Genomic DNA, 22960 nt, shown 5'->3' on the forward strand with positions numbered 1-22960 from the left:
CCGCGGGGGGCGAGTAGCGACCCACTACCGGCGACGTGTCAGGCGCGGGACCGTCGTCGGACAGCCGTCACGCGGACGAAAGACGTGGGAACAGAAGACTCATTATCGGACCGCCACCCCCACTCTGATGGAGGATGGGAGCCACACGCTCCCCTTTCACTGCGGGTCTTCCCCACCCGCAGCTTCGTGGTTCACTCACGCCGAGCGACCGCCCAGTCCGACGTGGACCACCTCGCCCGCGCCGCGGCGACGGCGAAGCGGGCCTTCTGCGCTCTCGAGAAGCGCCGGGGGTGAGCGTCGAGCAAGCAGTGTGCGCCGACGGCGTCCCCGAACAGTTCGCCGCCGACCTCGCGGTCAAGACCGACCACGGCGTCGCCACCCACGAGGTCAGGGCGGACGACGTCCGGGAGGCGTTCGGCGATCTCACCCGGTGGTACGCTGCCCGCATCGCGCCCGACGAGGACCCGCGGTCGGTCGTCGAACTCCCCCTGGCGACCGGCGCGCTGGACGACTAGCGCGAGCCCGAAGGTTTATTTTTGAGAAGGTGTCCAGTTCGGACAAATGGTGGAGGCGTTCGCCGTCGCCAGCGGCAAGGGCGGCACCGGCAAGACGACGACCACGCTCGCGCTGGGGATGGCCCTCGCCCGGGAGTACGACGTGACGGTCGTCGACGCGGACACCGGGATGGCGAACCTGCTCTTTCACACCGGACTCGACGGCGTCGAGACGACGCTCCACGACGTCCTCGTCGGCGAGACGCCCGTCTCGGAGGCGGCCTACGACCGCTTCGGGATGCGCGTCGTTCCCTGCGGGACGAGTCTCGCGGCGTTCCGCGACGCCGACCCCGGACGGTTGCGGACGGCGGTGGCGGACCTCGCGGCGGACACGGACGTCCTCCTGCTCGACTCCCCGGCGGCGCTCGGGTCGAAGGGGGCCGTCCTCCCGGTCGTCCTCGCCGACCGGGTCGTCGTCGTCCTCCAGCCGACGGTCCCGTCGCTCTCGGACGGCCTGAAGGTCCAGGAGTACGCCGCGTCCTACGGGACGGGCACCGCTGGCGTGCTGTTCAACCGGGTGCGCGACGACGAGGCCGTCGCCCGCATCGCCGAACAGGCCGAGCGCTACTTCGAGGGGCCGATGCTGGCGCGCGTCCCGGAGAGCGACGCCGCCCGCGCGTCGCGACGCGCGGGCGAACCGCTGCTCGCACACGCACCGGGGAGCGACGCGGCCGAGGCGTACCGCCGGGCCGCCCGGTCGCTGGACGTGCGCGGGGGGGACGCCGACGACGTGGCCGCCCGCTTCCGGAGCGCGGTCATCCCCGACGCGCCATGAGTTCGCCGTTCCCCGGTCACGCGCTCGACCTCCCGCAGGGGACGCTCGTCCGCTCGCGTGTGGTCTCCGGCGTCGGAACGGTCCTCGCGGACGCTCTCGAACGCGATCTGACGGGGTACGCCGTGCTCGCGCCACAGTCGTCACTCCTGCTCGACGACGCGGGCCGCGGCGTCGTGACGTTCGAGGCGGGCGTCCCCGTCCTCGCCTACCACACCGCGAGCGACGTCGGCGGGGCCGAGGCGCTCGCGGACCTCCCCGCGTCGGGTCCGTGTCGGGCGGCGCTGTACCGCCTCGATACGGCGCACCTCGAGACGGTCCACGACACGCCCGCCCTGCGGGTGCCGCCGGGGATGCCCGCGGAACGACTCGCGGGCGACCACGAACTCGCGGAGCGGACCCGTGAGCGGGCCCCCGACGACCGGGGGGACGCCCCGTCGGACGGGCCGGGCGCCGTGGAGGCGTTCCTCGCCGACGAGGAGCGAATCGAGGCCATCCGGGCCGAGGCCCGCTCGGAGGCCGCGCGCCGGGCCGACGAGTGGGGACTGGACGACCAGTTGGCGGACGAGGGGCGGGAGGTGACGGACGGGGACGAAGAGCTTCGGTGACAGGTTCTTGTGTCTCCGCGCCAATATCGTGGTATGGTGTACCGTGCTATCCTTCCGGACGGGGACATCGAGTGCGACCAGTACGAACAGGCCGAGTTCGGGGTCGACCTGTTCTACGAGGGGACGTTCGTCGCGTTCGTCCCGTACACGAACCTCATCGCCATCCTCGACGAGGAGGCGATTCCCGGCGACGACCGGTCTATCGCGTAGGCCCTCCCGCGACGAGGAAGGTCCGACCGCCCTTGTGTTCGAGGTAGACGTCGGTCTCCGCCGCGTCCTCGAGGGTGCGTGCCTCGCGGGCGTACTCCGCCACCCGCGTCGCCGGCACGTCGGACACGTCGAGGACGCGTCGCGATTGCGTTCCCTTCCGTTCCCGCATCCGCACGACGTCGATTGCCATGCCCCTCCTCGCACCGCTCGGGGCTTGAACCTCAGCCGTCCCCGGGGCGAAAGTGAAAGTGTGGGATACACTCACGAAACGAAGTACGTGGCCGGCGGCGGTCGGTCCTTCGTTCACCGAAAGTGAACGTGGGAGGATGGTGGCTCATCGCGAACAGGCCGAAGTAGAGGACGACGATCCTCGTCTGGACGCGCGGCAGGAGCGTCACGAGCTCCGCCCCCACGAAGGCGGCCAGCGACCCGTCGACGACCCACCCGTACAGCAGGGGTAGGCCGCGAGGAACGCGATGACCGCGACGTGGACGACGTGTTCGCGGAGGTAGCGCCGCCCCCACGGCACGGACTCGGCGGTCACGTCCGCCTCCGAGGGCATGATAGGTGCGCCCCAGTTCTCGGCGTCCGTCGACCCGCTCTCTTGGACTGCCTGCCCCGGTCCGTTCGTGTCCGGACGCTAACACACCCCTTTTCGACCCCCGGAGTGCTCCCTCGACCCATGCGACGAACCCACGAGTACGCGGCGGTCCAGGAGCGCCTCCACCCGGCGATGCGCGAGGCCGAGTCGATGGTCGACGTGCTCTCGACGGCGGCGGCGGAGTGGCCCGACCGGCCGTACCTCACCTTCGCGCCGACGGGCGAGACGCTCACCGTCGGCGAACTCGACGCCCGCGCGGAACGCGTGGCGGGCGCACTCGCTGGCCTCGGCGTCGGACGGGGCGACCGGGTCGGCCTCTACCTCACGAACTCCCCCACCTACGTCGTCGGAATCTTCGCGTGTGCGAAACTCGGCGCGGTGCAGGTCCCGGTCAACTGGCAGTACCGGGAACGCGAGGTGCGCCACGCCGCCGACACCGCCGGCCTCTCCGTGGTCCTCGCCGACCCGGACCTCGAGTACCTCGCCATCCTCGGTTCGGTGGCCCCCGACTTCGACGGGCTGGAACACGTCGTGCTGGCCGACGACGCCCCAGACGGGTTCGAGGGCGTCAGTGGAGCCGAGACGCATCTACTCTCTGACCTGCCCGAGGCAGCGGTCCCGACCGTCTCGCTCGAGGGCGACGACCCGTTCGCCATCATGTACACGAGTGGGACGACGGGCCTCCCCAAGCCGGCCCTGCTCACCCACCGGTCGTACCTGCTCGGGGGCAAGAGCTTCCTCGGTGCGCCGTTCCCCGAGGGCGACGTGAACTACAACCCGTTTCCCCTCTTCCACGGGAACAACCAGTTCTACTCCATGACGGGCCCCCTCCTCGCGGGCACCGAGTGGGTCCTCGCCGAGCGATTCACGACGAGTGCCTTCTGGGACCACGTCGCCGACAACGGCGTCACCTCGTTCAACGTCCTCGGCGGGACGCCGAAGATGCTCGACTCGGCGTTCGACCCGGAGGAGGTCCCCGACACGGACCTCGAACTCGCCATCGGCCCCATCGGCACCGAACTGTGGGAGGCCTTCGAGGAGAAGTTCGGCCTCCGCGTCGTCCAGATATACTCCCAGACGGAGAGTCCGACCCTGCTGATGAACCACCCCGACCCAGAACAGGTCAGGGTGGGGGCCATCGGGATGCCGATGTTCCCCGATTTGGGCCACGAGGTGACGCTCGTGGACGCGGGCGGGAACCCTGTCGACCCCGGCGAGGAGGGCGAACTCACCCGCACCGACCCCGGCGCGATGGCGGGCTACTACGAGATGCCCGAGAAGACGGCCGAGACGCTCCGCGACGGGCGTATCTTCTCCGGCGACGTGGCCCGCACGGACGAGGATGGCTACTGCTACTACGTCGACCGCAAGAAGTTCATGATACGGCGGTCCGGCGAGAACATCGCCCCCCGCGAGATAGAGGACGTCGTCGACGAACTGCCGGGCGTCGAGGAGTCGGCGGTGATCCCCGTCCCCGACGAGGTTCGGGGCGAGGAGATAAAGGCGCTCGTCAAGCGAGTCGACGGGGGCGTGACCGAACGGGACGTCGTCGAACAGGTGGCCGCCCACCTCGCGGCGTACAAGGTGCCGAGGTACGTCGAGTTCGTCGACTCGTTCCCGAAGACGCCGAGCGAGCGCATCCAGCGGACGAAACTGGCCGAGGCGGAACGCGAACGCGCCGACCACGGCTGGGACCGGGAGGCCTGAGCCGGGTCCTCTCTCAGCCGTCGCACCCGTCGCGCTCCTCCTCGTCCAGCGACTCCAGCACCTCCGTCACGCGAGAGATGGTCTTCGCCTGTCCCCGACGGAGGGTCTTCGAGACGGCGGGTTTCGACACCTCGAAGCGGTCGGCGAGGGTGTCGAGGGTCGCCCCGCGGGGACTGTCGAAGTAGCCCGCGTCGACGGCTTCGAGCGTCTCGCGTTCGCGGTCCGAGAGGTCGCGACAGCCCTCGATGAGCGTCATCGCCGCGCCGACGTTCTGGACGAACCCCTGCAACTCGGCGAGTTCGACCCGTTCGCGCGAGACGACGCCGTTGTCCCGGTCGAGTTCCGAGAGGGCGATGTCGGCCCACCCCTCGCGGTCCGGCCCCTCGACGACCATCCGCGTCTCCAGTCGGTCGGCGGTCCGGTCGAACTCCCAGTGGGCCGCCGAGAACGCCACGTCGTGCGCGTCGCTCGCGGCGATGAACGGGCAGTCGTACTGCTCCACGTCGAGCGTCAGGGCTATCGTGCTCGACTCAGTGCTCCGTTGACATATCCCGAGAGGACGCAAAACCCTTTCGACGCGCAGGTGTCGGGAAGAAATCAGGCCACCGCCGTCTCGAACAGGCGCGCCTCGCAGGCCGTACACGAGAGCGCCAGCACCTCGTAGCGCGAGCAACAGGACTCCACCGTCGAGGCGGAGGGGGCGAGGAGGCCGTCGCAGGCGGGACAGGTCGGCAGGAGCGTCCGGACCGACCGGCAGAGCAGGGCGCGTTCGGCGGGCGGGCGACGCGCCCACGACTCGTCCCACCCGGGAAGCGTTCGGGCCGCGCCCGCGTCCGCGGCGAGGGCGGCGCGCGACTCCCACTGCGCGATGGAGTCGTCGTCACCGCTCTCGCCCTCGCCGTCGCTCTCCACCCCGTCTCCGTCCGCCGCCGTCCCCTCGCCAGCGTCGCGTGCCCGCGCCCGCGAGACGACCGCTTCCCCGTAGTCCTCGAACGCGGCGTCCGGTGCGCCGAGGGCCGCCGCGAGCGACCGGCGGTCGACCGCGTCCGGGGACGGGGTGGCCTCGTCGAGGGCCGCCGCGAACGCGGGGACGAGGCGCACGTCCTCGGTCTCCGGGTCGTCCTCGATGACACCCATCCCGGAGAGCGCCGTCTCGGGGTCGAAGTCGGGCGTCGCCCGCACCGCGACGGGCACCTTCCCGAACCACGCGAGCACCCGCCGCGGGAGGTAGCGCTTCGTCAGTTCCGGCGTGCCGGGGACCAGATACCCCCGGAGCCAGATTCCGGCGAGCGAGGCGACGAGGACGGCGAGTGCGGCCTCCGGCGAGACGAGGGCGACGACGAGAGAGAGTCCGACCGCGAGGGCCACGTTCACCACGGTACACGGGAGACAGCGGTTCGCCCCCGTGTACTCGGGCCGCCGGAGTCGGTCGAGTGGCCCCCACTGGGCGTTCATGCCCTCCACTGCCCGCGGAGGGATATGAGGCTCACCGTCACACGGGCGACACGTGAGGCTCCCGAGGGCTGTTGGGGTACCGACTCCGCCTCCGGATGTCGTTGTAATTATATCTCACACACACACCCGTGAAGCACAAGAGTTAGCCGGGCGTCCCGAGTCTGCAAGCTTCATATGACAACTGTCGCGGGCGTCACCGTCTCTGCGGACTCGTTCGTCCTCGGGGGGACTCTGGGGGCAGTCCCCGACGCGGAGTTCAGCTGTGAGCCGACCGTCGCCTCGGGCGACGGCGTCGACATGCCCCTGCTCCGGGCGACTGCCGCCGACCGAGAGTCGCTGGAGCAGGGTCTCGCGAACGACGAGACGGTCGAGCGCTTCGACCGCCTCGCGGACTTCGACGGCGAGTACCTCTATCGCGTCCAGTGGGACTCGCGGTTCCACCTCGTCCTCCAGTTGGTCGCGAGCGAGAACGCCACCATCGTCGACGCCGAAGCACGGCAGGGCGAGTGGGCGCTCCGGATGCTCTACCCCGACCGGGACGCGCTCGCTCGCGCCCACGACGCCTGTCTGGACCACGGTATCGAACTCGAACTCGGCCACGTCAGCACGCTCGACGGCGAGGAGGCCGAGCGCTTCGGCATCACCGGGCAGCAGCGCGAGGCGCTGCTGGCGGCCTGTGAGCGCGGGTACTTCGACATCCCCCGACAGGTCGGCCTGCGCGACCTCGCCGAGGACCTCGACATCTCCCATCAGGCGCTCTCCGAACGACTCCGTCGGGGCCACGACGGCCTCATCCGGAAGACGCTCGGCGGCGGGACCTCGCTCTGACTTACAGTTCGTTCAGCTTCCGGAGGAGCTGTCCGCGGTACTCCTCGTCGTTACGCCGGCCCTTCGCTTCGAGGACGTTGCGCTCGAGTTTCTCCAGCGCGAGCGAGAGGGCCTCTTCCGCGCCGTAGCCCTCGCCGGTGCCGGCCACGTCGTCGACGTCCGACCGGACGCGAATCTGACAGCGCACGAGGCTCGTCCCGCGGAACTCCTCGTCGTGGCGCTGGAAGCGGACGTGGACGTGGTAGGCGTCGAGCTCCTCGTCCTTGCCGACGACCTCCTCGATGCGCTCGTAGACCGCCTCGCGGCTCGTCGTCTCCAGGAGGTCCGCGTTCGTTATCTGGACGTCGAGGCGCTCGGCCTCGGTGTAGGTGAGCGCGCGCAGCACGTCCGTCTTGGTGAGGACGCCCGCGACCCGCTCTGCGTACTCCGGCGAGACGACGAGGCCGTCGTAGCCCTTCTCCAGCATCGTCGCCACGGCGTCGGCGACGGAAGCGTCCGGTTCGACCGTCTCCGCCGGGCGGCTCATGTGGTCGTACACCGGCAGGTCGAGCAGGGGCTGGTCCTCGCCGACGCGCTCGCCCTTGTTGGGCTGGTCGCCCTCGCGGACGACGAACTCCACGATGTCGTCGGTGGTGAGGACGCCCGTGAGCGTGCCGTCCTCCTCGACGACGGGCAGGCGGGAGACGCCGTGTTCGCGCAGGCGGTTGATGGCCTCGCCGAGTGTGGCGTCCTCGCGGACCGTGACGACCTCGGTGGTCTGGACGTCGCTCACGGTCAGCACGTCGAGGTTCTCGGTGACGGCGTCGAGGATGCCGTCGGTCGTGACGACGCCCCACACCTCGCCGCCCTCGACGACGGGCGCGAGGGTGGACCCACCCTCGACGAGCAGGCGCGACACCTCGCGGACGTCTGCGGTGCGGTCGACGCTCGGGACGGCCCGAGCGACGCGTTCGACGGTCGTGTCGTCGTCGTACTGCGAGCGCAGGAGGTCGCCGGGCGTGACGACGCCGACGGCGTCGCCGTCCTCGACGACCAGCACGCCGTCCTCGTCGCCGCTCAGCGTCGAGCGGACCTGACCGAGGCGTTCGTCGGGCGTGACGTCGACGTACTGCCGAGTCGCGATGTTCGAGATGTCCATGCAGGGCGGAACTCGCGCCGACGGATTGTATCCACCCCCTGCCGTGGCAGGCGACGTGCCGTGCTAGTACGGGTCGTCCACGCCGGCCTCGGTCAGGACGGCCCCGTAGGATTCGGGCAACTGGTCGCGCAGGTCGTCGATCTCGCCTCCGCGCACCGCGTCGTCCACGGTGGCAAAGACGGCGACCGTCGCCGCCTCGCTGCCGTCGCTGTCGTCGAGTCGGTCCGCGACCGCGTCGCGGACCTCGGATTCGTCCATGCGTCCTCTCCCGTCGACCGGCACGGCCGTGCGCGCTGGGATTTCACAGACCGGGCGGCGTGATTCGCGGCCTCGTCGTCGCCCTCCCGCGGGGCGGGCACCGCCGCTCATTCCTTTGCTCTGAGACTTATAGAATTTAGACAAAGTTTAAGTTACAATACTGTCGACTGTCGACGTATGTCGAGACCGTTTCGCGCGCTCGTCCCCGACGCCATTCGGGAGAGCTACGCGCGCAAGTTCGCCGTCATCCTCGCCGTCCTCGGCGTGTCGGTGCTGCTCGCCGGCATCGTCACGACCGGTCAGATGCAACAGGAACTGAACGACCGGGCCGACCAGCAGTACGCGAGCTTCGCCTCGCAGGAGGCCCAGGCCCTCCAGAGCTGGCACAGCACCAACCGCAATCAGGTGCGCCGGGCCGCCGAGTCGAACGAACTCAACGCGCCGGACGACGAGGCCAGACAGGACGGCGTCGAGGCGTGGATTCACCGCATGGCGAACGAGACACAGGCCGTGCGGTACGTGAGCTACGAGTCGGGAACCGTCGTCGCGAGTACGGCCGCCGACCGCGGGGCCGACCTCGAGTCGGTCGACGCCCCGTGGGGGAGCGAGACGTCGCTTCGCGGCCTCGACGAGGACGAGACGGCACCCGCCGTCCAGCACGACGACATCTTCGTGACGGACGTCTACACCGAGACGGTCGACGGCGAGTCCGTCCCGGTGGTCTCGTACGCGGTCCCCGTCCCCAGTTTCCGCGGGGCGTACGTCGTCGCCACCTACCGACTCGACCAGTACCTCGGCGCGAACGTCGTCGGCAAGTACGACGCGAGCGACGTGGCCCTCGTCGACAGCGCCGGACGGGGCGTCTCGACCGCCGGTGCCGGCGTGCAGGACTACTCCGGCGAGACCCTGACGGCGGCGCGCGACGCCGAGTCCGCCGGGTCGATTCGGGAGGGGAGCGCCCCCGGCCCCTTCGGCGGTCTGCTGTTCGGCGGGTCCGGTGACCTCGTCGGCCACGCCAGCACGGACGACGGCGCGTTCACCGTCCTCCTGGAGACGCCGATGGCCGTCGCCTACCCCACCGACATCGTCAGCTGGGGGCTGCTCGGCACGTTCGTGGGCGTCGGTCTCATCGGCGCGTTCGGGACGGCCATCGGGATGAACACCGCCCGTTCCATCGACCGCCTGCGCGGCAAGGCAGAGCGGATGGAGGCCGGTGACTTCGACGTGGAACTGGAGACCGAGCGCGTGGACAACATCGGCCGCCTCTACGGGGCGTTCGGGTCGATGCGCGACGCGCTCCGCGGACAGATCGAACAGACGGAACACGCGCGTGCGGAGACGGAGTCGCTCAACGTCGCCCTCGAACGGCAGGCCGACGAGTACAGCGACGTGATGCAGGCGTGTGCGGACGGCGACTTCACCCGCCGGATGGACGTCGACGGGGAGAGCGAGGCGATGACCGCCGTCGCCGAGGAGTTCAACGAGATGATGGACGAGATAGAGGCGACCGTCGACCGCCTCAAGGCCTTCTCCGACCGGGTGGCGCACTCCACCCAGCAGGTGGCGACCTCCGCGGAGATGATCCGCGAGGAGTCCGCGGAGACGACCAACTCCCTCACGGACATCTCGGCGGACGCGAACGCGCAGAACGAGACGCTCCAGACGGCCTCGGACGACATGGTCGGCCACCTGACGACCATCGAGGCGATGGCCGACTCCTCGAACGAGGTGGCGACTATCTCCCGCGAGACAGCCGAGACGGGCCGCGAGGGGCGACAGGCCGCCGAGCGCGCCATCGAGAGCATGCGCGAGATCGAGGCGCACTCCGGCGAGACGGTCGCGGAGATGGAGCGCCTCGAAGCGGAGGTCGAACAGGTCGACGAACTCATCGAGTTCATCTCCGACGTGGCGGAGCAGACGAACATGCTGGCGCTGAACGCCAACATCGAGGCGTCACGCGCCGGCGAGTCCGGCGAGGGGTTCGCGGTGGTCGCGAACGAGATCAAGTCCCTCGCCAGCGAGACGAAGACGGCCGCGGGCGACATCGAGGAGCGCCTCGAACGCATCCAGGAGCAGACCGAGCGGACGGTCGCGGAGGTCCGCGAGAACAGCGACCGGGTCTCCGCGAACACCGGGTCCGTCGAGGACGCGGTGGACGCACTGGACGAGATTGCGGGCTACGCACAGGAGACCAACGACGGCGTGCAGGCCATCTCCGAGTCGACGGAGGAGCAGGCGGCCTCGACGGAACACCTCGTGCGGACGGTCGACGAAGCGGCCGCCATCAGCCAGGAGACGGCCGTCGAGTCCGAGTTCGTGGCGACGGCCGCCGAGACGCAGACCGAGGCGCTGGAGGAGATGTCCGAGAGCGCCGGCGACCTCGCCGAGAAGGCGACGCGCCTGAGCGACGCCCTCGACCGCTTCGAGACGGCAGAGAGCGCGTCCGACGAGGGGGACGCCGAACTGGAGGACGCCGACGAGTCGGTCGCCGGGGCCGTCGAGGAGGCCGACCCCCGCCCCGAGGAGGAACTGGTGCCCGCCGACCGTCCGGGCGGAGGGGACGAGTGACCGAGAGCGCGGTCGGGGGGACGCCCGACGTCGACCCCGTCGAGGTGCTGGAGGTGGTGGCGTGTCGGGTCGGCGAGTCGTGGTACGGCCTCGAGGTGGGCCGGGTCCGACAGGTCGACGACTGCCCGCCGACCACCCGCGTCCCGCGGACCGCACCCGCGGTCCGGGGCGTCGCGAGCGTCGCCGGCGAGGTGACGGTCGTCGTCGACGCCCGCGTCGCCCTCGACTCCTCGCCCGACGACGGCAGCGACCGACTCGTGGTCCTCGACCGGGGCGACCAGCCCCAGCCGGTCGCCCTCCTGGTCGACGCCGTCGCCGACATCGAGCGCTGTCCCGTCGAGACGCTCGGTCGTCCCGGTCCCGACGACACGGGGTGGGCGAAGGCGGTGGCCGACCGCGAGTCCGGCCCGCTGACGGTGCTGTCCGTCGAGCGCATCGCCGAGACGGTATCGACTGCGAACACCCGCGGACACGGAGACTTCAAATGACAGACAGCGATCCCATCGGCATCCTCATCGTCGACGACTCCGACTACATGCGGAGTCGTCTGAAGAGCGTCCTCGACGAGGACACGTACGTCGTCGTCGACGAGGCACCCAACGGCGCGTGGGCGGTCCAGAAGTACAAGGAACACCGCGAGGACGTCGACGTCGTCCTCATGGACATCGTGATGCGGAAGGCCAACGGCGTGAAGGCCACCGCCGCCATCAAGCACATCGACCCGGACGCGCGCGTGCTCATGTGTACGAGCGTCGGCCAGCGCAAGAAGATGAAACTGGCCGCCCGCGCGGGTGCCGACGGCTACGTCACGAAACCGTTCGACGACGAGGACATCGTCACGGCCATCGACGGCATCCTCGCATGACGACCGGCACCCGGACCGACGAGGACGACCCACTCCGACGATGTCGGTGAGCGACGAGTTCGTCCGCGAGAGTACCGCGCACCTGCGCGACGTGAGCGACGCGCTGCTCGCCATCGAGCGCGAGGTCGACCCGGAGACGCTGAACGCGGCCTTCCGGGCCGCCCACAGCCTGAAGGGCAACTGCGCGATGGCGGGGCTGACCGGCGCGAGCACGCTCGCACACGCTGTCGAGGACCTCCTCGCGGCGGTCAGGGTGGGCGAGGTCACGCCCGAGGCCGACCTCGTGGACGCGGCGCTGGACGCCACCGATGCCATCGAGGCGGTCGTCAGGGCCGCCGGAAACGGCGGTTCGGCCGACGTGGACGCCGAGGCGGTCGCGGAGGCGCTCCGCGCGTCGCTCGCGACCCGGGCGGTCGACCCGGGTGACGGCGCGTCGTCCGCCGACCCGACTCCCGAGACCCCGCCGTCGGACCCCGACGACGGCCTCGACGACCCGTCGCTCGACGACGAGGTGCGCTCGGCGCTCGACAGCGTCGCGGAGTACGACGACCTCGACGAGTTGATGGGGACGATGGACGACCCGGATACCCTGCCGGACCTCCCGGAGGCGGCGACGCTGGCCAACGACGCATCCGCCCCCGAGGACGGCGAGGACCTCTTCTCGGCGGTGAAGTCGGAGGTCGAGTCCGAGTCGGCCCCGGCTGACCTCGCGGACCTCCAGCGTGACATCGACGCGGTGTCGTTCGGGGAGTTCGACGAGGACGACGAACTGGGAATCGCCGACCTCATCGAGGGGTCCGGCCTCGGCGAGGACGACCCGACCGGGACCGCAGCGGACGACGCGGCGGACGACACTCCCGCGTCGGACGAGACGGCGAGCGGCGAACTAGAGGGCGAACTGGACGGCGGACCGGACGACCAGTCCGACGCCTTCGACCCGTTCGGGGCGGGGTCCGCGGCGGACCCCGAGCGCCAGTCGGGCTTCGACGGCTCCGGCCCGTTCGCGCCCCCCGAGGATTCGACGGCGTCCCGCCCGGACCCCGCCGACGCCGACCCGGACGGCTCCGTCGGCTCCGACGGTTCCGAGGACCCGTTCGCGGCCGTCAAGGCCGAGGTCGAGTCCGAGTCGGTCCCGGCTGACCTCGCGGACCTCCAGCGTGACATCGACGCGGTGTCGTTCGGGGAGTTCGACGAGGACGACGAACTGGGCATCGCCGACCTCATCGAGGGCTCTGCGGCGGGGACGCCGCCCGGGCCGGACGAGACGGGGACGGACCCCGCCGGGACGAGCGGGGAGTCCCCGTCGCCGGACCCGCCGGCGGACCCCCTCGATTCGCTCGAACCTGCGGTGGTCCGCGTCCCGCCCGCCCCGTCGCCACCTGCCCACCCGGACGACCTGACGCCGGCCGTCGTCCGGGCCGTCGACCCGCCCGCCGTCCCCGACGGCGAGGCGTTGCCGGCCATCGTGCCCGCGACGGCACCCGACCCGCCGGCGGACGCCGTCGCGGGATCGGGTCGTCCCGCCATCGTCCCCGCCCCGGAGGGTGCGACGGACGAGGCCCCCGCCCCGCCCGCCCCGTCCGACCACCCAGTAGGACTCACCTCGGCGGTTCGCGCGGTCGCGCCCGACCCGCCGGTGGACCCGCCAGCGGACCTGCGTCCCGCCGTCGTGCCGGCCGTGGACCCGCCGGCGGACCCGGACGACCTCGTCCCGGCGGTCGTCCGCACCGGGAGCGACGACCCGTCGCCGGCGTCCGCGGCGGCAGACCCGAACGCCGAGGCCGCCGACGAGGTGGACCCGGAGGTGGCGGCGCTCCTCGACGACTCCTTCGAGGGACTCGACTCCGAGCAGTCCGACCCCGCCCCGGCGGAGACCGAGGCGGACGCCGACGCGGTCGGCGCGGACGACGGCATCGACCCGGACGTCGAGGACCTGCTGGACGCGCCGTTCGCCGAGGCGGACGACGAACCGGTGGGCTTCGAGCGCAACGCGGAGACGGCAGCGTTCGAGGACCGATTCGGCGGGCTCTTCGGCGAGGGTCCGTCGACGCCGACGCGGACGGTCACGACCATCGACGACAGTAGCGTCGGGGACACGTTCGCGCCCGACGCGCCGCCGACCCCGGAGCGGTCCGGCGACGCGGTGCAGTCCATCTCCGTCGACGTGGCCGACGCCGACGCGTTGCTCTCGCAGGTCGAGGCGCTGACGACGGCGCGCTACCGCCTCGAGTCGTCCCTCGGCGGGACCGTCTCCGAGGAGGCGCTGGAGGCGCTGACGGCCCTCGGGAGCGTCACGGCCGACCTCCGCGGGACCGTCATGGACGTGCGCCTGATGCCGTTCGAGCGGGCGACGCGGAACCTCCCGCGCCTGGTGCGCGACATCGCCCGCGCACAGGACAAGCGCGTGACCCTCGACGTGACCGGCCGCGAGGTGGGGCTGGACCGCTCGGTCATCGACCGCATCGGCGACCCGCTGGTCCACCTCGTGCGCAACGCCGTCGACCACGGCATCGAGGCCCCCGAGGCCCGCGAGGCGGCCGGCAAGCCCACCGAGGGACGCGTCGAGGTACGCGCCGAACGGATCCGCGACGGCGTCGTCATCGAGGTCAGGGACGACGGCCGCGGCATCGACGCCGAGGCGGTCCGCGAGCAGGCGGTCGAATCCGGCCTGCTGGACGCCGAGGCGGCCGCCGACCTCCCCGACGAGGAGTGCTTCCCGCTCGTCCTCGAACCGGGGTTCTCGACGGCCGAGGAGGTGACCGACGTGAGCGGCCGCGGCGTCGGGATGGACGTCGTCGACCGCGTGGCGAGCGACCTCGGCGGGAGCGTCACCGTCGAGAGCACGCCCGGCGCGGGGACGACGGTCCGCCTCCAGTTGCCCGTCACCGTCGCCGTCGCCGAGGTACTGTTCGTCGGCGTCGGCGACGAGCGCTACGGCATCCCCCTCACGGCCGTCGAGGAGGTCGAGGCGGCGGGCGCGAACGCCGTCGAGACGGTCGACGGCGAGGCGACGCTGGCGGTCACGCGGACGGACGAGGACGGCGACCCGGCCGACGGGAGCGTCGAGCGCTACCCCCTGGTCCGACTGGCGACCGCACTGGAGACGCCCGGTCCCGCGAGCGAGGGCGGCACCGTCGTCAGACTGCGCCCCGAGACGCGGCGGGTCGCCCTGCAGTGCGACGAGGTACTGGAGACGCGGGAGGTCGTCGTCCGCCCCTACGAGGGGCTACTCGGCGACGTGACGGGCGTGAGCGGCGCGACGCTCCTCGGCGGCGGGGAGCTGGTGAACATCATCGACGTAGCAACGATATGAGCAATACGAGTAAACCGAACGACACCAAGACGAGCGGGCGAGCGGACTCCCCGACCCCGGCGGAGCGGACCATCGCGGTCGAGTCCCTCGCCGTCATGAACCGACTCGGAGAGATCGGCATCGGCGGCGTCGAGCGTCGTCTCCAGCAACTCCATCCCGAGGCGACGGTCACGTCGGAGCAGGTCGCCCACGGCTACGCCCGTGCGGACCTGCTGGAGGCGACCTTCGTCGGCGAGGAACGCGTCGGCGTCAGGAGCCGACTGCCGGGCGCACCCTTCGGGAGCGCCCTCGTCCTGTTCCCCCTCGCGAGTGCGAACAACGCGGCGCGACTCATGGTACGGGACGTGCTCTCGGAGGGCGAAGCGCCCAGCCACAAGATGGCCCAGAGCGCCATCACGGAGCTCGGCGGGATGATCGCCAGCGGCTTCCTCGACGCCTGGGCCGACACGTTCGAACAGGAGATCGACGTGGGCGCGCCCACGCCCATCCAGGACACGGAGGCCGAAATCGTCGGGACGCTCATCGAGGAGGACGAGGACCTCGGTATATACGTCGCCTCGCGGCTCACCCTCCCGGCGTACGACATCACCGTGCAGGTGTACCTCTTCCCGCGGACGGACATCCTCATCGAGATACTGCGGCGCATCGACGTCGAACGGGTGGTGCCGTGAGGCTCGACGTCGACGCCCTCGGGACGTTCTACGAGATGGCTCGCGAGGGCGCACAGCTGGCGGCCGACCGCCTGACGCCGATGACGGACATCCAGGCGCGGGTGGGCGTCACCCGCCTCGACTTCACGACGGGGGAGGCCATCCGCGCCGAACTCGACGACGACGTCGAGAAGGTGGGCATCCGCGTGGAGCTGACGGGGGGGATGGACGGCACCGCCCTCCTCCTGTTCGACGAGGCGAGCGCCGAGGCAGTGGCTGGTACCCTCACCGACGGCCTCGACGGGAGCGACGAGGCCCTCACGCGCTCGGCCATCGCGGAGGTGAGCCAGATCATGAACAGCGGCTTCGTCGACGGCTGGGCGGACGTCCTCCGGACCGAGATAGACGTCTCGACGCCGGACCTCGTCGCGGGCACCGAACCCGAGGCGTTCGTCGACCCCGACGACGTGGCGACGGGCGACGACCTCGCGGTCGTGTTCCGCTCGCAGATCGAAGCCGTCGGGACGGAGTTCGCCTTCAGACACTACTTCGTCCCCACCGCCGAGTCCATCGAGGCGCTGTTCCAGCGTCGGACCGCGGGCTACGCCCTGGAGTACGAGAAGCTGGTCGGCTTCGACCGGATGGCCCACCGCGGGGCCGAGACGGTCGCCGAGAACCTGACGAAGATGACGGGCATCGAGATGGACGTCGACATCCGGCGCATCAACTTCGTCTCGCTGGACGCCATCCCGGAGGACGTTCCCGCCGAACCGCAGGTGAGCGTCGCGTTCAGCTTCGACGGCCTCCCCTCGGGCTACCTCCTCTTCCTGTTCGGCGAGCGTTCGGCCCGGTCGCTCGTCTCGGCGACCGTCGGCGAGAGCGAACTCGACGAGTCCGGCATCGGCGCGTTCGGACAGGACGCCGTCCAGGAGCTGTCGAACGTGATGGCCTCGGGCCTGCTCGACGGCTGGGCGAACCTGCTCGATACGACCATCGACCACACCACCCCGACGTACGCCCACGACATGGGCGCGGCCGTCGTCGACCCGCTCATCGTCGGCCTGAGCGAGGGCCAGGAGTTCGCGTTCGTCTTCGACACGCGCATCGAGGCCGTCGACGCCGACATCGAGTTCGACCTCGACATCTTCGCCATCCCGGACGAGGGCGACCTGGAGCGGGCGCTGGAACGCCTCGAGGTCGGACGCGTCGACGACACCCCCACGCGCGCCGAGTTCACCGCTGCCGCGGACGGCCCGGACAGCGAGGACCTGCGCGAACTCGCGGAGATGGAGGGGGTGGACCTGTGAAGACCTTCGAGTCCGCGGCCGCGGACGCGCCGACGGCTCCAGACCGGCTTCTCGTCGGCGTCTCCGACTACGTGGTCGCGGAGGACGGCGAGACGCTCGTCGCCTATGGGCTGGGCGCGTGCGTGGCCGTCGCCCTCTACGACCCCGAGGCGGGCGTCGGCGCGCTGGCGCACACGATGCTCCCCCACCAGCCTGCCGAGGGCGGGTCGCCGGGGAAGTACGCCGACGAGGCGGTGCGGACGATGCTGCGCGAACTGGTCGCTCGCGGCGGCGACTACGAGGCGGCGGAGGCGTGGCTGGTCGGCGGGGCCGAGATATTCGCCCTGCCGGACATCGCCGATGGGGCGGGCGAGCGCAACGTCGCGGCCGCCCGCGAGCAGTTGGCCGCCCTCGACGTCGCGCTCGCCGGGATGGCGGTCGGTGGCTCGCGTGGGCGGACCGTCGAGTTCGACACCGCGACCGGCGAGGTGCGGGTCTCGACGGCCGACGGGCACGAGGAGGTCCTCTGAGATGGGTGCCGACGCGACCGGGGAGGGGCGAGAGGAGGACCGACCGGCCCCGCTCGACTCGTCGGACGCGTCCGGGTCGGCCCCGCTCGGCCTCGTCTACGCCGTCGCGGGGGCGAAAGGCGGCGTCGGCAAGACGACGACGGCGGCCAACCTCGCCGCGATGTTCGGCTCCGGCGAGCGCTCCGTCGTCGTCGTCGACACCGACCTCGCGACGGCCTCGCTGACCGACCAACTCGACCTCTCGCCCCCGCGCGGTGACACCCTCCACGCGGTGCTGGCGGGCGACGTCGGCGTCGAGTCGGTGGTCACGAGCCTCGACGGGTTCGACGTGGTGCCGGGCGACGGCTCGGTTGCGGCGTTCGCCGGGGCGGACGTCGAGCGCCTGCGCCCGGCCGTCGAGACCCTGCGCGAGCGCTACGACGTGGTCGTCCTCGACGTGGGCGCGGGCCTCTCGCACGACACGGCGGTCCCGCTGGGACTCGCCGACCGCGTCCTCGTCGTGACGACGCCGGCGAACGCCGCCGTCGCCGCCGCCGAGAAGACGCGCGTCCTCGCCGAGCGTCTGGACTGTCGCGTCGAGGGCTGCGTCGTCACCTCGGTCCGGGAGCGCGCCGACATCGAACCGGTCCGGTCGGGACTCGACGCGCCCGTCCTCGCAGCCATCCCGCACGACCCCGCCGTCGACCGGAGCCACCGCGAGGGCGTTCCGGTGACGCTCACCGCGACGGGGAGCGCCGCCGCGACGGCCTACTGGAACCTCTCGCGTCGCGGGCGCCCCGGCGGCGACTGACCGGCCGTGTAATCGGAACGCCGACTCTCTCGAATTCGGACTGCTCGACCCCCGGCGCAACGGTTTTGCCCGCTCGACATCTATCCTACCTGACACTGCCCGCGTCCGCGGGTGGAGGCACTCATGAGCGACAAACCACACCAGAACTTGGCTATCATCGGTCACGTCGACCACGGAAAGAGCACGCTCGTCGGGCGACTGCTGTTCGAGACCGGCAGCGTCCCCGAGCACGTCATCGACCAGTACCGAGAGGAGGCCGCCGAGAAGGGCAAAGGCGGGTTCGAGTTCGCCTACGTCATGGACAACCTCGCGGAGGAACGCGAACGCGGGGTGACCATCGACATCGCCCACCAGCGCTTCGACACGGACAAGTACTACTTCACCATCGTGGACACGCCCGGCCACCGCGACTTCGTGAAGAACATGATCACCGGGGCGAGTCAGGCCGACCACGCCGTCCTCGTCGTCGCGGCGGACGACGGCGTCGCCCCCCAGACCCGGGAGCACGTCTTCCTCGCGCGCACGCTGGGCATCGACCGCCTCATCGTCGCCATCAACAAGATGGACCTCGTCGACTACAGCGAGGACGAGTTCAAGGTCGTCAAGGAGGAGGTCCAGAAGCTCCTCCAGCAGGTCCGCTTCGAGTCCGACGACGCGAGTTTCATCCCGTGTTCGGCCTTCGAGGGCGACAACATCGCCGAGCGCACGGGCAATATGCCGTGGTACGAGGGGCCCATCATCCTCGAGGCGCTGAACAACCTGCCCGAACCGCAACCCCCCACGGACGCGCCCCTTCGCCTCCCGATTCAGGACGTCTACACCATCTCGGGCATCGGGACGGTACCCGTGGGCCGCGTCGAGACGGGGATGCTCAACGTCGGCGACAACGTCTCGTTCCAGCCGTCGGACGTCTCGGGTGAGGTGAAGACCATCGAGATGCACCACGAGGAGGTGCCCGAGGCAGGCCCCGGCGACAACGTCGGGTTCAACGTCCGCGGCATCGGCAAGGACGACATCCGCCGCGGCGACGTCTGCGGCCCGGCCGACGACCCGCCGAGCGTCGCCGAGACGTTCCAGGCGCAGATCGTCGTCATGCAGCACCCCTCGGTCATCACGGCGGGTTACACGCCGGTCATCCACGCGCACACCGCGCAGGTGGCCTGCACGTTCGAGTCACTGGACAAGAAGCTGGACCCCGCCTCGGGCGAGGTCGCAGAGGAGAACCCGGACTTCATCAAGGCCGGGGACGCCGCCGTCGTCACCCTGCGCCCGCAGAAGCCGCTCAGCATCGAGCCGTCGAGCGAGATTCCCGAACTCGGGAGCTTCGCCATCCGCGACATGGGCCAGACCATCGCCGCCGGGAAGGTCCTGAGCGTCGACGAACGGTAAGCTGCGCGGAAACTTCCACTCTTTCGGTGGTCACAAACTACCGGACGACGAGCCGTTGCCTCCGCAAGCGTGCCACCGAAGCACGTGCGTCGTATCGGTCGAAGTACAGATGTTCTTCCACCAGGACGACCTGCAGTTCGAGGTCGAAGTCGAGGAACCGAACCCGCGCTTCGCGAAGATGCTCCAGCAGGCCATCGGCGGGGCCGAAGGGGAGATGCGCGTCGCCCTCCAGTACATGTTCCAGGCGTTCGCCGTCCCGCGCGACCACGAGGAGTACCGGACGCTGCTGATGGAGACGGCCGTCGAGGAACTGGGCCACATCGAGATGCTGGCCACCGCCGTGACGAAGAATCTGGAGGGTGCCTCGCGCGCACAGCGTGAGGCCGCCCGCGAGGACGCCGTCATCGACGAGATGATGGACAGCGGCCAGCCTCGACAGGCGCTCTCGGCGGGCCTGCACGCCATGCCCGTCGACAGCAACGGCGTCCCCTTCACGGGCAACTACGTCGTCGCCAGCGGCAACCTCGCGGCGGACCTCTACGCGAACGTCATGGCCGAGTCCACCGGTCGGTTGCTCGCCACCCGCCTCTACGAGATGACCGACGACCCCGGCATGAAGGACATGCTCTCGTATCTCATCGCGCGCGACACGATGCACCAGAACCAGTGGCACGCGGCCATCGACTCCCTCGGGGAACACCTGCCCGTCCCGGCGAGCTTCCCACAGGAGAAGGAGAACGGGGACGTCAACTACACGTTCATGTCCACGACGCGCGAGGAACGCGAGGACCCCGAGACGCCGTGGACGAGCGGCGACGCCCCCGACGGCAAGGGGGAGTTCTCCTCCGGTCGCCAGCCCGGGTCGGGGTACGCCGACGTCGAGGCGATGGTCGAGGAGATGTACAACGAGGTGAACTGACCCTCAGAGCCGTCGCGCCAGCAGGAGGGCGCCGACGACGAGGAGGCCGATGCCCCAGTACAGCGAGTCGCCGGGGAGCCAGACGAGCAGGAGGGTGACGATGCCGGAGGAGACGAGCGACCAGCCGAGCGTGTCTGCCATACCGGAGAGAGGGCGGCCGGCTACTTCCCCTGTCGGCCTGCGAATCCCCTGCGACTGCCGGGGCCTGCACGCGACGGCACCGCACTCAGGTGGCGACCGCGAGTCACGGAGGACGCAATGGTAGAATGCGTGGTCTGCGACAAGGAACTCGACGAGGCACAGATGGAGAGCGAAGTCGAGCACGAGGGGAACAGCGGGTACGTCTGCTGTCCGACCTGTGAGGACGAGTTCGAGGACTCGCCCGGACAGTACCTCTGAGCGGCCCCCCGACGCTTCTCTCGCGGTCCTACGGACAGCGCCAGCCCCGGTCGGCGTGATTCAGGCGTTCACAGCCCTCGTCGGTGACGACGACGAGGTCCTCGATGCGGACGCCGAACGCGCCGGGGAGGTAGACGCCGGGTTCGACGGAGAACACCATCCCCGGTTCGAGCGGCCGGTCGTTCCCGGCGACGATGTACGGTTCCTCGTGGACGTCGAGGCCGACGCCGTGGCCCGTCCGGTGGATGAACCGGTCGCCGTAGCCCGCCGCCTCGATGACCTCGCGGGCGGCGGCGTCCACGTCCTCGGCGGGGACGCCCGGCGCGACGGCGTCGACGGCGGCCTGCTGTGCCTCCCGGACGACATCGTGGACCGTCTCGAACTCCTCGGGCGGGTCGCCCGCGAAGACGAGGGTGCGCGTCTGGTCGCTCGGGTAGCGCGGGCCAGACTGCGTCTGGCCGGACGAGCGAGCGGGTGTCACCCGTGAGCCGACTCGTGTGCCGAAGTCGAGGACGACGGGGTCGCCCGCCTCGATCTCCCGGTCGCCGTGTGCGTGGTGTGGCTTCGCGCCGTTCTCGCCCGCGCCGACGATGACCTCGAAGGGAACGCCCTCGCCGCCCGCCTCGCTCAGCCGACGTTCGACGTCCGCGGCGAGTTCGCGTTCGGTCGTCCCGACCACGTCCGGTCCGAGCGCCCGGAGGTCCTCGACGACGGCGTCGGCCACGCGTCCGGCCCGCCGGAGGGCGTCGAGTTCCGCCGCGTCCTTGTGAACCCTGAGTGGGGCGAGCACCTCGCTCGCGAGGCCGAACTCGCAGCCGGGACCGGCGGCGGCCCGGAGGTCCTGCGTGAAGCGCGCGTGCATCGTGTCGTCGACGAGCAGTCGGTCGCCGCCGAGGCCGCGGTCCGCGACCACCTCGGCCAGCAGTTCGCGGGGGTCCTCCTCGTCGGCCCACGTCCGCACGTCGGGGACCCACGACGCCTCCCGGACCTGGTCGCCGTAGAGTTCCGGGACGAGGAAGATGGGGTCGCCCTCCCACGTGACGAACAACAGGAGGTGACGCTCGCCGGGCGTCTCGGCGAACCCGCTCAGGTAGGTGAGGTTGTGGCTGGGGAACAGGACGAGGTCGGCGTCGGCCGACCGCAGGCGCTCCTGACAGGCGCGCGTGCGCCTCTCGGCGGGGGTTGGGCTGGACACACCGGGGGTTGCCCGCGCCGGGGCTAATAGGCGTCGCCGACCCCCGCTGGCCGCGGGTGGCACGCGCCGCCGATCGACCGGAATCATCCCCGATATATCGGCTCGAAGATAACGTTCCGGCCGGCTCTATACGGGTTTCGATGGCGCTCCCTGCAGTTCTCAATGTATATTACCGTGGTACTTATTACACGAATCCCCTGTAGCCGACTATGAACCAGGGGACCGACCAGATATCTCCGAGTGTAGCCGTGATAGAACACGTAGCCGACCACGAGGGGACCGACCCACTCGAACTCTCGCCACCGCTCCACGACGTCATCGACCCCGACGCGCTGGACCGTCTCTGTACCGGCACGGACTCCGCCGGCCACGTCGCCTTCTCGTACTGCGGTTATCTGGTTACCGTCACCACCGACGGCGACGTCTCCCTCGAGGAACGGGCGCACGTCCCGGCCTCGGGTGCCGACCAGACCCCGGCGGCGAGCGCGGCGTCCGACTGAACCCGCGGTCGGCCCCTCCATCTTCCGTCCGTCCACGCCCGAGAGCGGCGGCGCTCGTCTCGCGCGGTGGGTCCGGCTTGACCGTTCCGACCGGGTGAAATCTATCTGCCCGGGGCGTCACTGTTCTCTCATGGCTCCCGATCAGGCGCTGGAGCGCGCATCCGACGACGTCCCCTCGTGGCTCGACGTGATGGAGGAGGTGCTCGACTCGAACATCGGCGAGGACGAGGAGATAGCGGCCACCTTCGAGGACCTCACTGTCGACGTCCCCGCCTCGCTCGGCGAGGGGACGGACCACTACTCGTGGCGCTTCGACGGGTCCGTCACCGTCCGCACCGAGGGGATGCGCGCGACGCTCGTGGAGTGGCTCCGCTACTGGGACGACGGACCCGACTGACGGGCGACCGACCGCAACGCTCATCGCC

General features: G+C 70.6%; 27 protein-coding genes. 19 read left to right on the forward strand and 8 right to left on the reverse strand.

Annotated features, from left to right (window positions below):
* Positions 1 to 290 precede the first annotated feature (290 nt).
* From NKG96_RS02910 to NKG96_RS02925, 4 genes are read left to right on the forward strand one after another with little or no spacing between them, the layout of a single operon-like run.
* Positions 291 to 515 (forward strand): DUF7500 family protein, encoded by a 225-nt coding sequence (locus NKG96_RS02910; protein WP_254536955.1) that lies wholly within the window; start codon positions 291 to 293, stop codon positions 513 to 515.
* 46 nt (positions 516 to 561) lie between these two features.
* On the forward strand, positions 562 to 1329 hold the full coding sequence (locus NKG96_RS02915) for a nucleotide-binding protein (RefSeq protein WP_254536956.1): 768 nt from the start codon (positions 562 to 564) through the stop codon (positions 1327 to 1329).
* Complete coding sequence (locus tag NKG96_RS02920; RefSeq protein WP_254536957.1) at positions 1326 to 1934, forward strand: DUF8054 family protein; 609 nt, start codon at positions 1326 to 1328, stop codon at positions 1932 to 1934. Before NKG96_RS02915 ends, NKG96_RS02920 begins: the two co-directional genes overlap by 4 nt.
* A gap of 33 nt (positions 1935 to 1967) precedes the next feature.
* The gene (locus NKG96_RS02925) at positions 1968 to 2144 is read left to right on the forward strand and encodes a hypothetical protein (RefSeq protein ID WP_254536958.1); all 177 of its coding nucleotides are present in this window, start codon (positions 1968 to 1970) and stop codon (positions 2142 to 2144) included.
* Here NKG96_RS02925 and NKG96_RS02930 read toward each other — a convergent pair.
* Positions 2134 to 2334 carry a hypothetical protein gene (locus tag NKG96_RS02930; protein ID WP_254536959.1) on the reverse strand — a complete coding sequence of 67 codons (201 nt, stop codon included), beginning with the start codon at positions 2332 to 2334 and terminating at the stop codon, positions 2134 to 2136. The genes NKG96_RS02925 and NKG96_RS02930 overlap by 11 nt on opposite strands.
* A 204-nt stretch (positions 2335 to 2538) precedes the next feature.
* On the reverse strand, positions 2539 to 2706 hold the full coding sequence (locus NKG96_RS02935; protein ID WP_254536960.1) for a hypothetical protein: 168 nt from the start codon (positions 2704 to 2706) through the stop codon (positions 2539 to 2541).
* 120 nt (positions 2707 to 2826) lie between these two features.
* Here NKG96_RS02935 and NKG96_RS02940 point away from each other — a divergent pair, with 120 nt between their 5' ends.
* Complete coding sequence (locus NKG96_RS02940; protein ID WP_254536961.1) at positions 2827 to 4452, forward strand: class I adenylate-forming enzyme family protein; 1626 nt, start codon at positions 2827 to 2829, stop codon at positions 4450 to 4452.
* Between the two features lie 13 nt (positions 4453 to 4465).
* Here NKG96_RS02940 and NKG96_RS02945 read toward each other — a convergent pair whose 3' ends face one another.
* Both NKG96_RS02945 and NKG96_RS02950 read right to left on the reverse strand, forming a co-directional pair.
* The gene (locus NKG96_RS02945; protein ID WP_254536962.1) at positions 4466 to 4954 is read right to left on the reverse strand and encodes a helix-turn-helix domain-containing protein; all 489 of its coding nucleotides are present in this window, start codon (positions 4952 to 4954) and stop codon (positions 4466 to 4468) included.
* A gap of 95 nt (positions 4955 to 5049) precedes the next feature.
* Positions 5050 to 5907 carry a DUF8054 domain-containing protein gene (locus tag NKG96_RS02950; protein ID WP_254536963.1) on the reverse strand — a complete coding sequence of 286 codons (858 nt, stop codon included), beginning with the start codon at positions 5905 to 5907 and terminating at the stop codon, positions 5050 to 5052.
* Positions 5908 to 6081: 174 nt separating this feature from the next.
* On the opposite strand from NKG96_RS02950, the gene NKG96_RS02955 reads away from it, so the two are divergent.
* Positions 6082 to 6735, forward strand: a complete 654-nt coding sequence (locus NKG96_RS02955) for a helix-turn-helix domain-containing protein (RefSeq protein WP_254536964.1) — start codon at positions 6082 to 6084, stop codon at positions 6733 to 6735.
* Between the two features lies 1 nt (position 6736).
* Here the strand turns inward: NKG96_RS02955 and NKG96_RS02960 are convergent, their stop codons facing one another.
* Positions 6737 to 7873 (reverse strand): CBS domain-containing protein, encoded by a 1137-nt coding sequence (locus NKG96_RS02960; protein WP_254536965.1) that lies wholly within the window; start codon positions 7871 to 7873, stop codon positions 6737 to 6739.
* A gap of 63 nt (positions 7874 to 7936) precedes the next feature.
* Complete coding sequence (locus tag NKG96_RS20855; RefSeq protein ID WP_256558103.1) at positions 7937 to 8242, reverse strand: DUF2267 domain-containing protein; 306 nt, start codon at positions 8240 to 8242, stop codon at positions 7937 to 7939.
* Between the two features lie 66 nt (positions 8243 to 8308).
* Here NKG96_RS20855 and NKG96_RS02970 point away from each other — a divergent pair, with 66 nt between their 5' ends.
* The 10 genes from NKG96_RS02970 to NKG96_RS03015 all read left to right on the forward strand — a co-directional run bounded on the left by NKG96_RS02970 (position 8309) and on the right by NKG96_RS03015 (position 20441).
* Complete coding sequence (locus NKG96_RS02970; protein WP_254536967.1) at positions 8309 to 10699, forward strand: methyl-accepting chemotaxis protein; 2391 nt, start codon at positions 8309 to 8311, stop codon at positions 10697 to 10699.
* The gene (locus NKG96_RS02975) at positions 10696 to 11187 is read left to right on the forward strand and encodes a chemotaxis protein CheW (protein ID WP_254536968.1); all 492 of its coding nucleotides are present in this window, start codon (positions 10696 to 10698) and stop codon (positions 11185 to 11187) included. The genes NKG96_RS02970 and NKG96_RS02975 overlap by 4 nt, the downstream gene beginning before the upstream one ends.
* On the forward strand, positions 11184 to 11564 hold the full coding sequence (locus NKG96_RS02980) for a response regulator (RefSeq protein ID WP_254536969.1): 381 nt from the start codon (positions 11184 to 11186) through the stop codon (positions 11562 to 11564). Before NKG96_RS02975 ends, NKG96_RS02980 begins: the two co-directional genes overlap by 4 nt.
* A 46-nt stretch (positions 11565 to 11610) precedes the next feature.
* Positions 11611 to 14877, forward strand: coding sequence for an ATP-binding protein (locus tag NKG96_RS02985; RefSeq protein ID WP_254536970.1), 3267 nt, complete (start codon positions 11611 to 11613; stop codon positions 14875 to 14877).
* Positions 14874 to 15548, forward strand: a complete 675-nt coding sequence (locus NKG96_RS02990; protein WP_254536971.1) for a chemotaxis protein CheC — start codon at positions 14874 to 14876, stop codon at positions 15546 to 15548. Before NKG96_RS02985 ends, NKG96_RS02990 begins: the two co-directional genes overlap by 4 nt.
* On the forward strand, positions 15545 to 16834 hold the full coding sequence (locus NKG96_RS02995) for a chemotaxis protein CheC (RefSeq protein WP_254536972.1): 1290 nt from the start codon (positions 15545 to 15547) through the stop codon (positions 16832 to 16834). The genes NKG96_RS02990 and NKG96_RS02995 overlap by 4 nt, the downstream gene beginning before the upstream one ends.
* Complete coding sequence (locus NKG96_RS03000) at positions 16831 to 17343, forward strand: chemotaxis protein CheD (protein WP_254536973.1); 513 nt, start codon at positions 16831 to 16833, stop codon at positions 17341 to 17343. The genes NKG96_RS02995 and NKG96_RS03000 overlap by 4 nt, the downstream gene beginning before the upstream one ends.
* Position 17344: 1 nt before the next feature.
* A complete protein-coding gene (locus NKG96_RS03005; RefSeq protein ID WP_254536974.1) occupies positions 17345 to 18133 on the forward strand; it encodes a MinD/ParA family ATP-binding protein in 789 nt (262 codons plus the stop codon).
* A gap of 123 nt (positions 18134 to 18256) precedes the next feature.
* Positions 18257 to 19522: a translation elongation factor EF-1 subunit alpha gene (gene tuf, locus NKG96_RS03010; protein WP_254536975.1), complete on the forward strand. Its 1266-nt coding sequence runs from the start codon at positions 18257 to 18259 to the stop codon at positions 19520 to 19522.
* Positions 19523 to 19631: 109 nt separating this feature from the next.
* Positions 19632 to 20441: a manganese catalase family protein gene (locus NKG96_RS03015; RefSeq protein WP_254536976.1), complete on the forward strand. Its 810-nt coding sequence runs from the start codon at positions 19632 to 19634 to the stop codon at positions 20439 to 20441.
* 3 nt (positions 20442 to 20444) lie between these two features.
* Here NKG96_RS03015 and NKG96_RS03020 read toward each other — a convergent pair whose 3' ends face one another.
* The gene (locus NKG96_RS03020; RefSeq protein ID WP_254536977.1) at positions 20445 to 20582 is read right to left on the reverse strand and encodes a hypothetical protein; all 138 of its coding nucleotides are present in this window, start codon (positions 20580 to 20582) and stop codon (positions 20445 to 20447) included.
* Positions 20583 to 20699: 117 nt separating this feature from the next.
* On the opposite strand from NKG96_RS03020, the gene NKG96_RS03025 reads away from it, so the two are divergent.
* On the forward strand, positions 20700 to 20840 hold the full coding sequence (locus NKG96_RS03025) for a hypothetical protein (protein WP_254536978.1): 141 nt from the start codon (positions 20700 to 20702) through the stop codon (positions 20838 to 20840).
* Between the two features lie 28 nt (positions 20841 to 20868).
* On the opposite strand, the gene NKG96_RS03030 is transcribed toward NKG96_RS03025, so the two are convergent.
* Positions 20869 to 22035, reverse strand: coding sequence for a M24 family metallopeptidase (locus NKG96_RS03030; protein ID WP_254536979.1), 1167 nt, complete (start codon positions 22033 to 22035; stop codon positions 20869 to 20871).
* 209 nt (positions 22036 to 22244) lie between these two features.
* Between NKG96_RS03030 and NKG96_RS03035 the strand changes: the two genes are divergently transcribed.
* Entirely contained in the window at positions 22245 to 22535 is a 291-nt protein-coding gene (locus NKG96_RS03035; protein ID WP_256558104.1) for a HalOD1 output domain-containing protein, read from the forward strand.
* A gap of 130 nt (positions 22536 to 22665) precedes the next feature.
* On the forward strand, positions 22666 to 22932 hold the full coding sequence (locus NKG96_RS03040) for a hypothetical protein (RefSeq protein WP_254536981.1): 267 nt from the start codon (positions 22666 to 22668) through the stop codon (positions 22930 to 22932).
* The last annotated feature ends 28 nt before the right edge of the window (positions 22933 to 22960 follow it).

Source organism: Halomarina litorea, assembly GCF_024227715.1.
Taxonomy (GTDB): Archaea; Halobacteriota; Halobacteria; order Halobacteriales; family Haloarculaceae; genus Halomarina; species Halomarina litorea.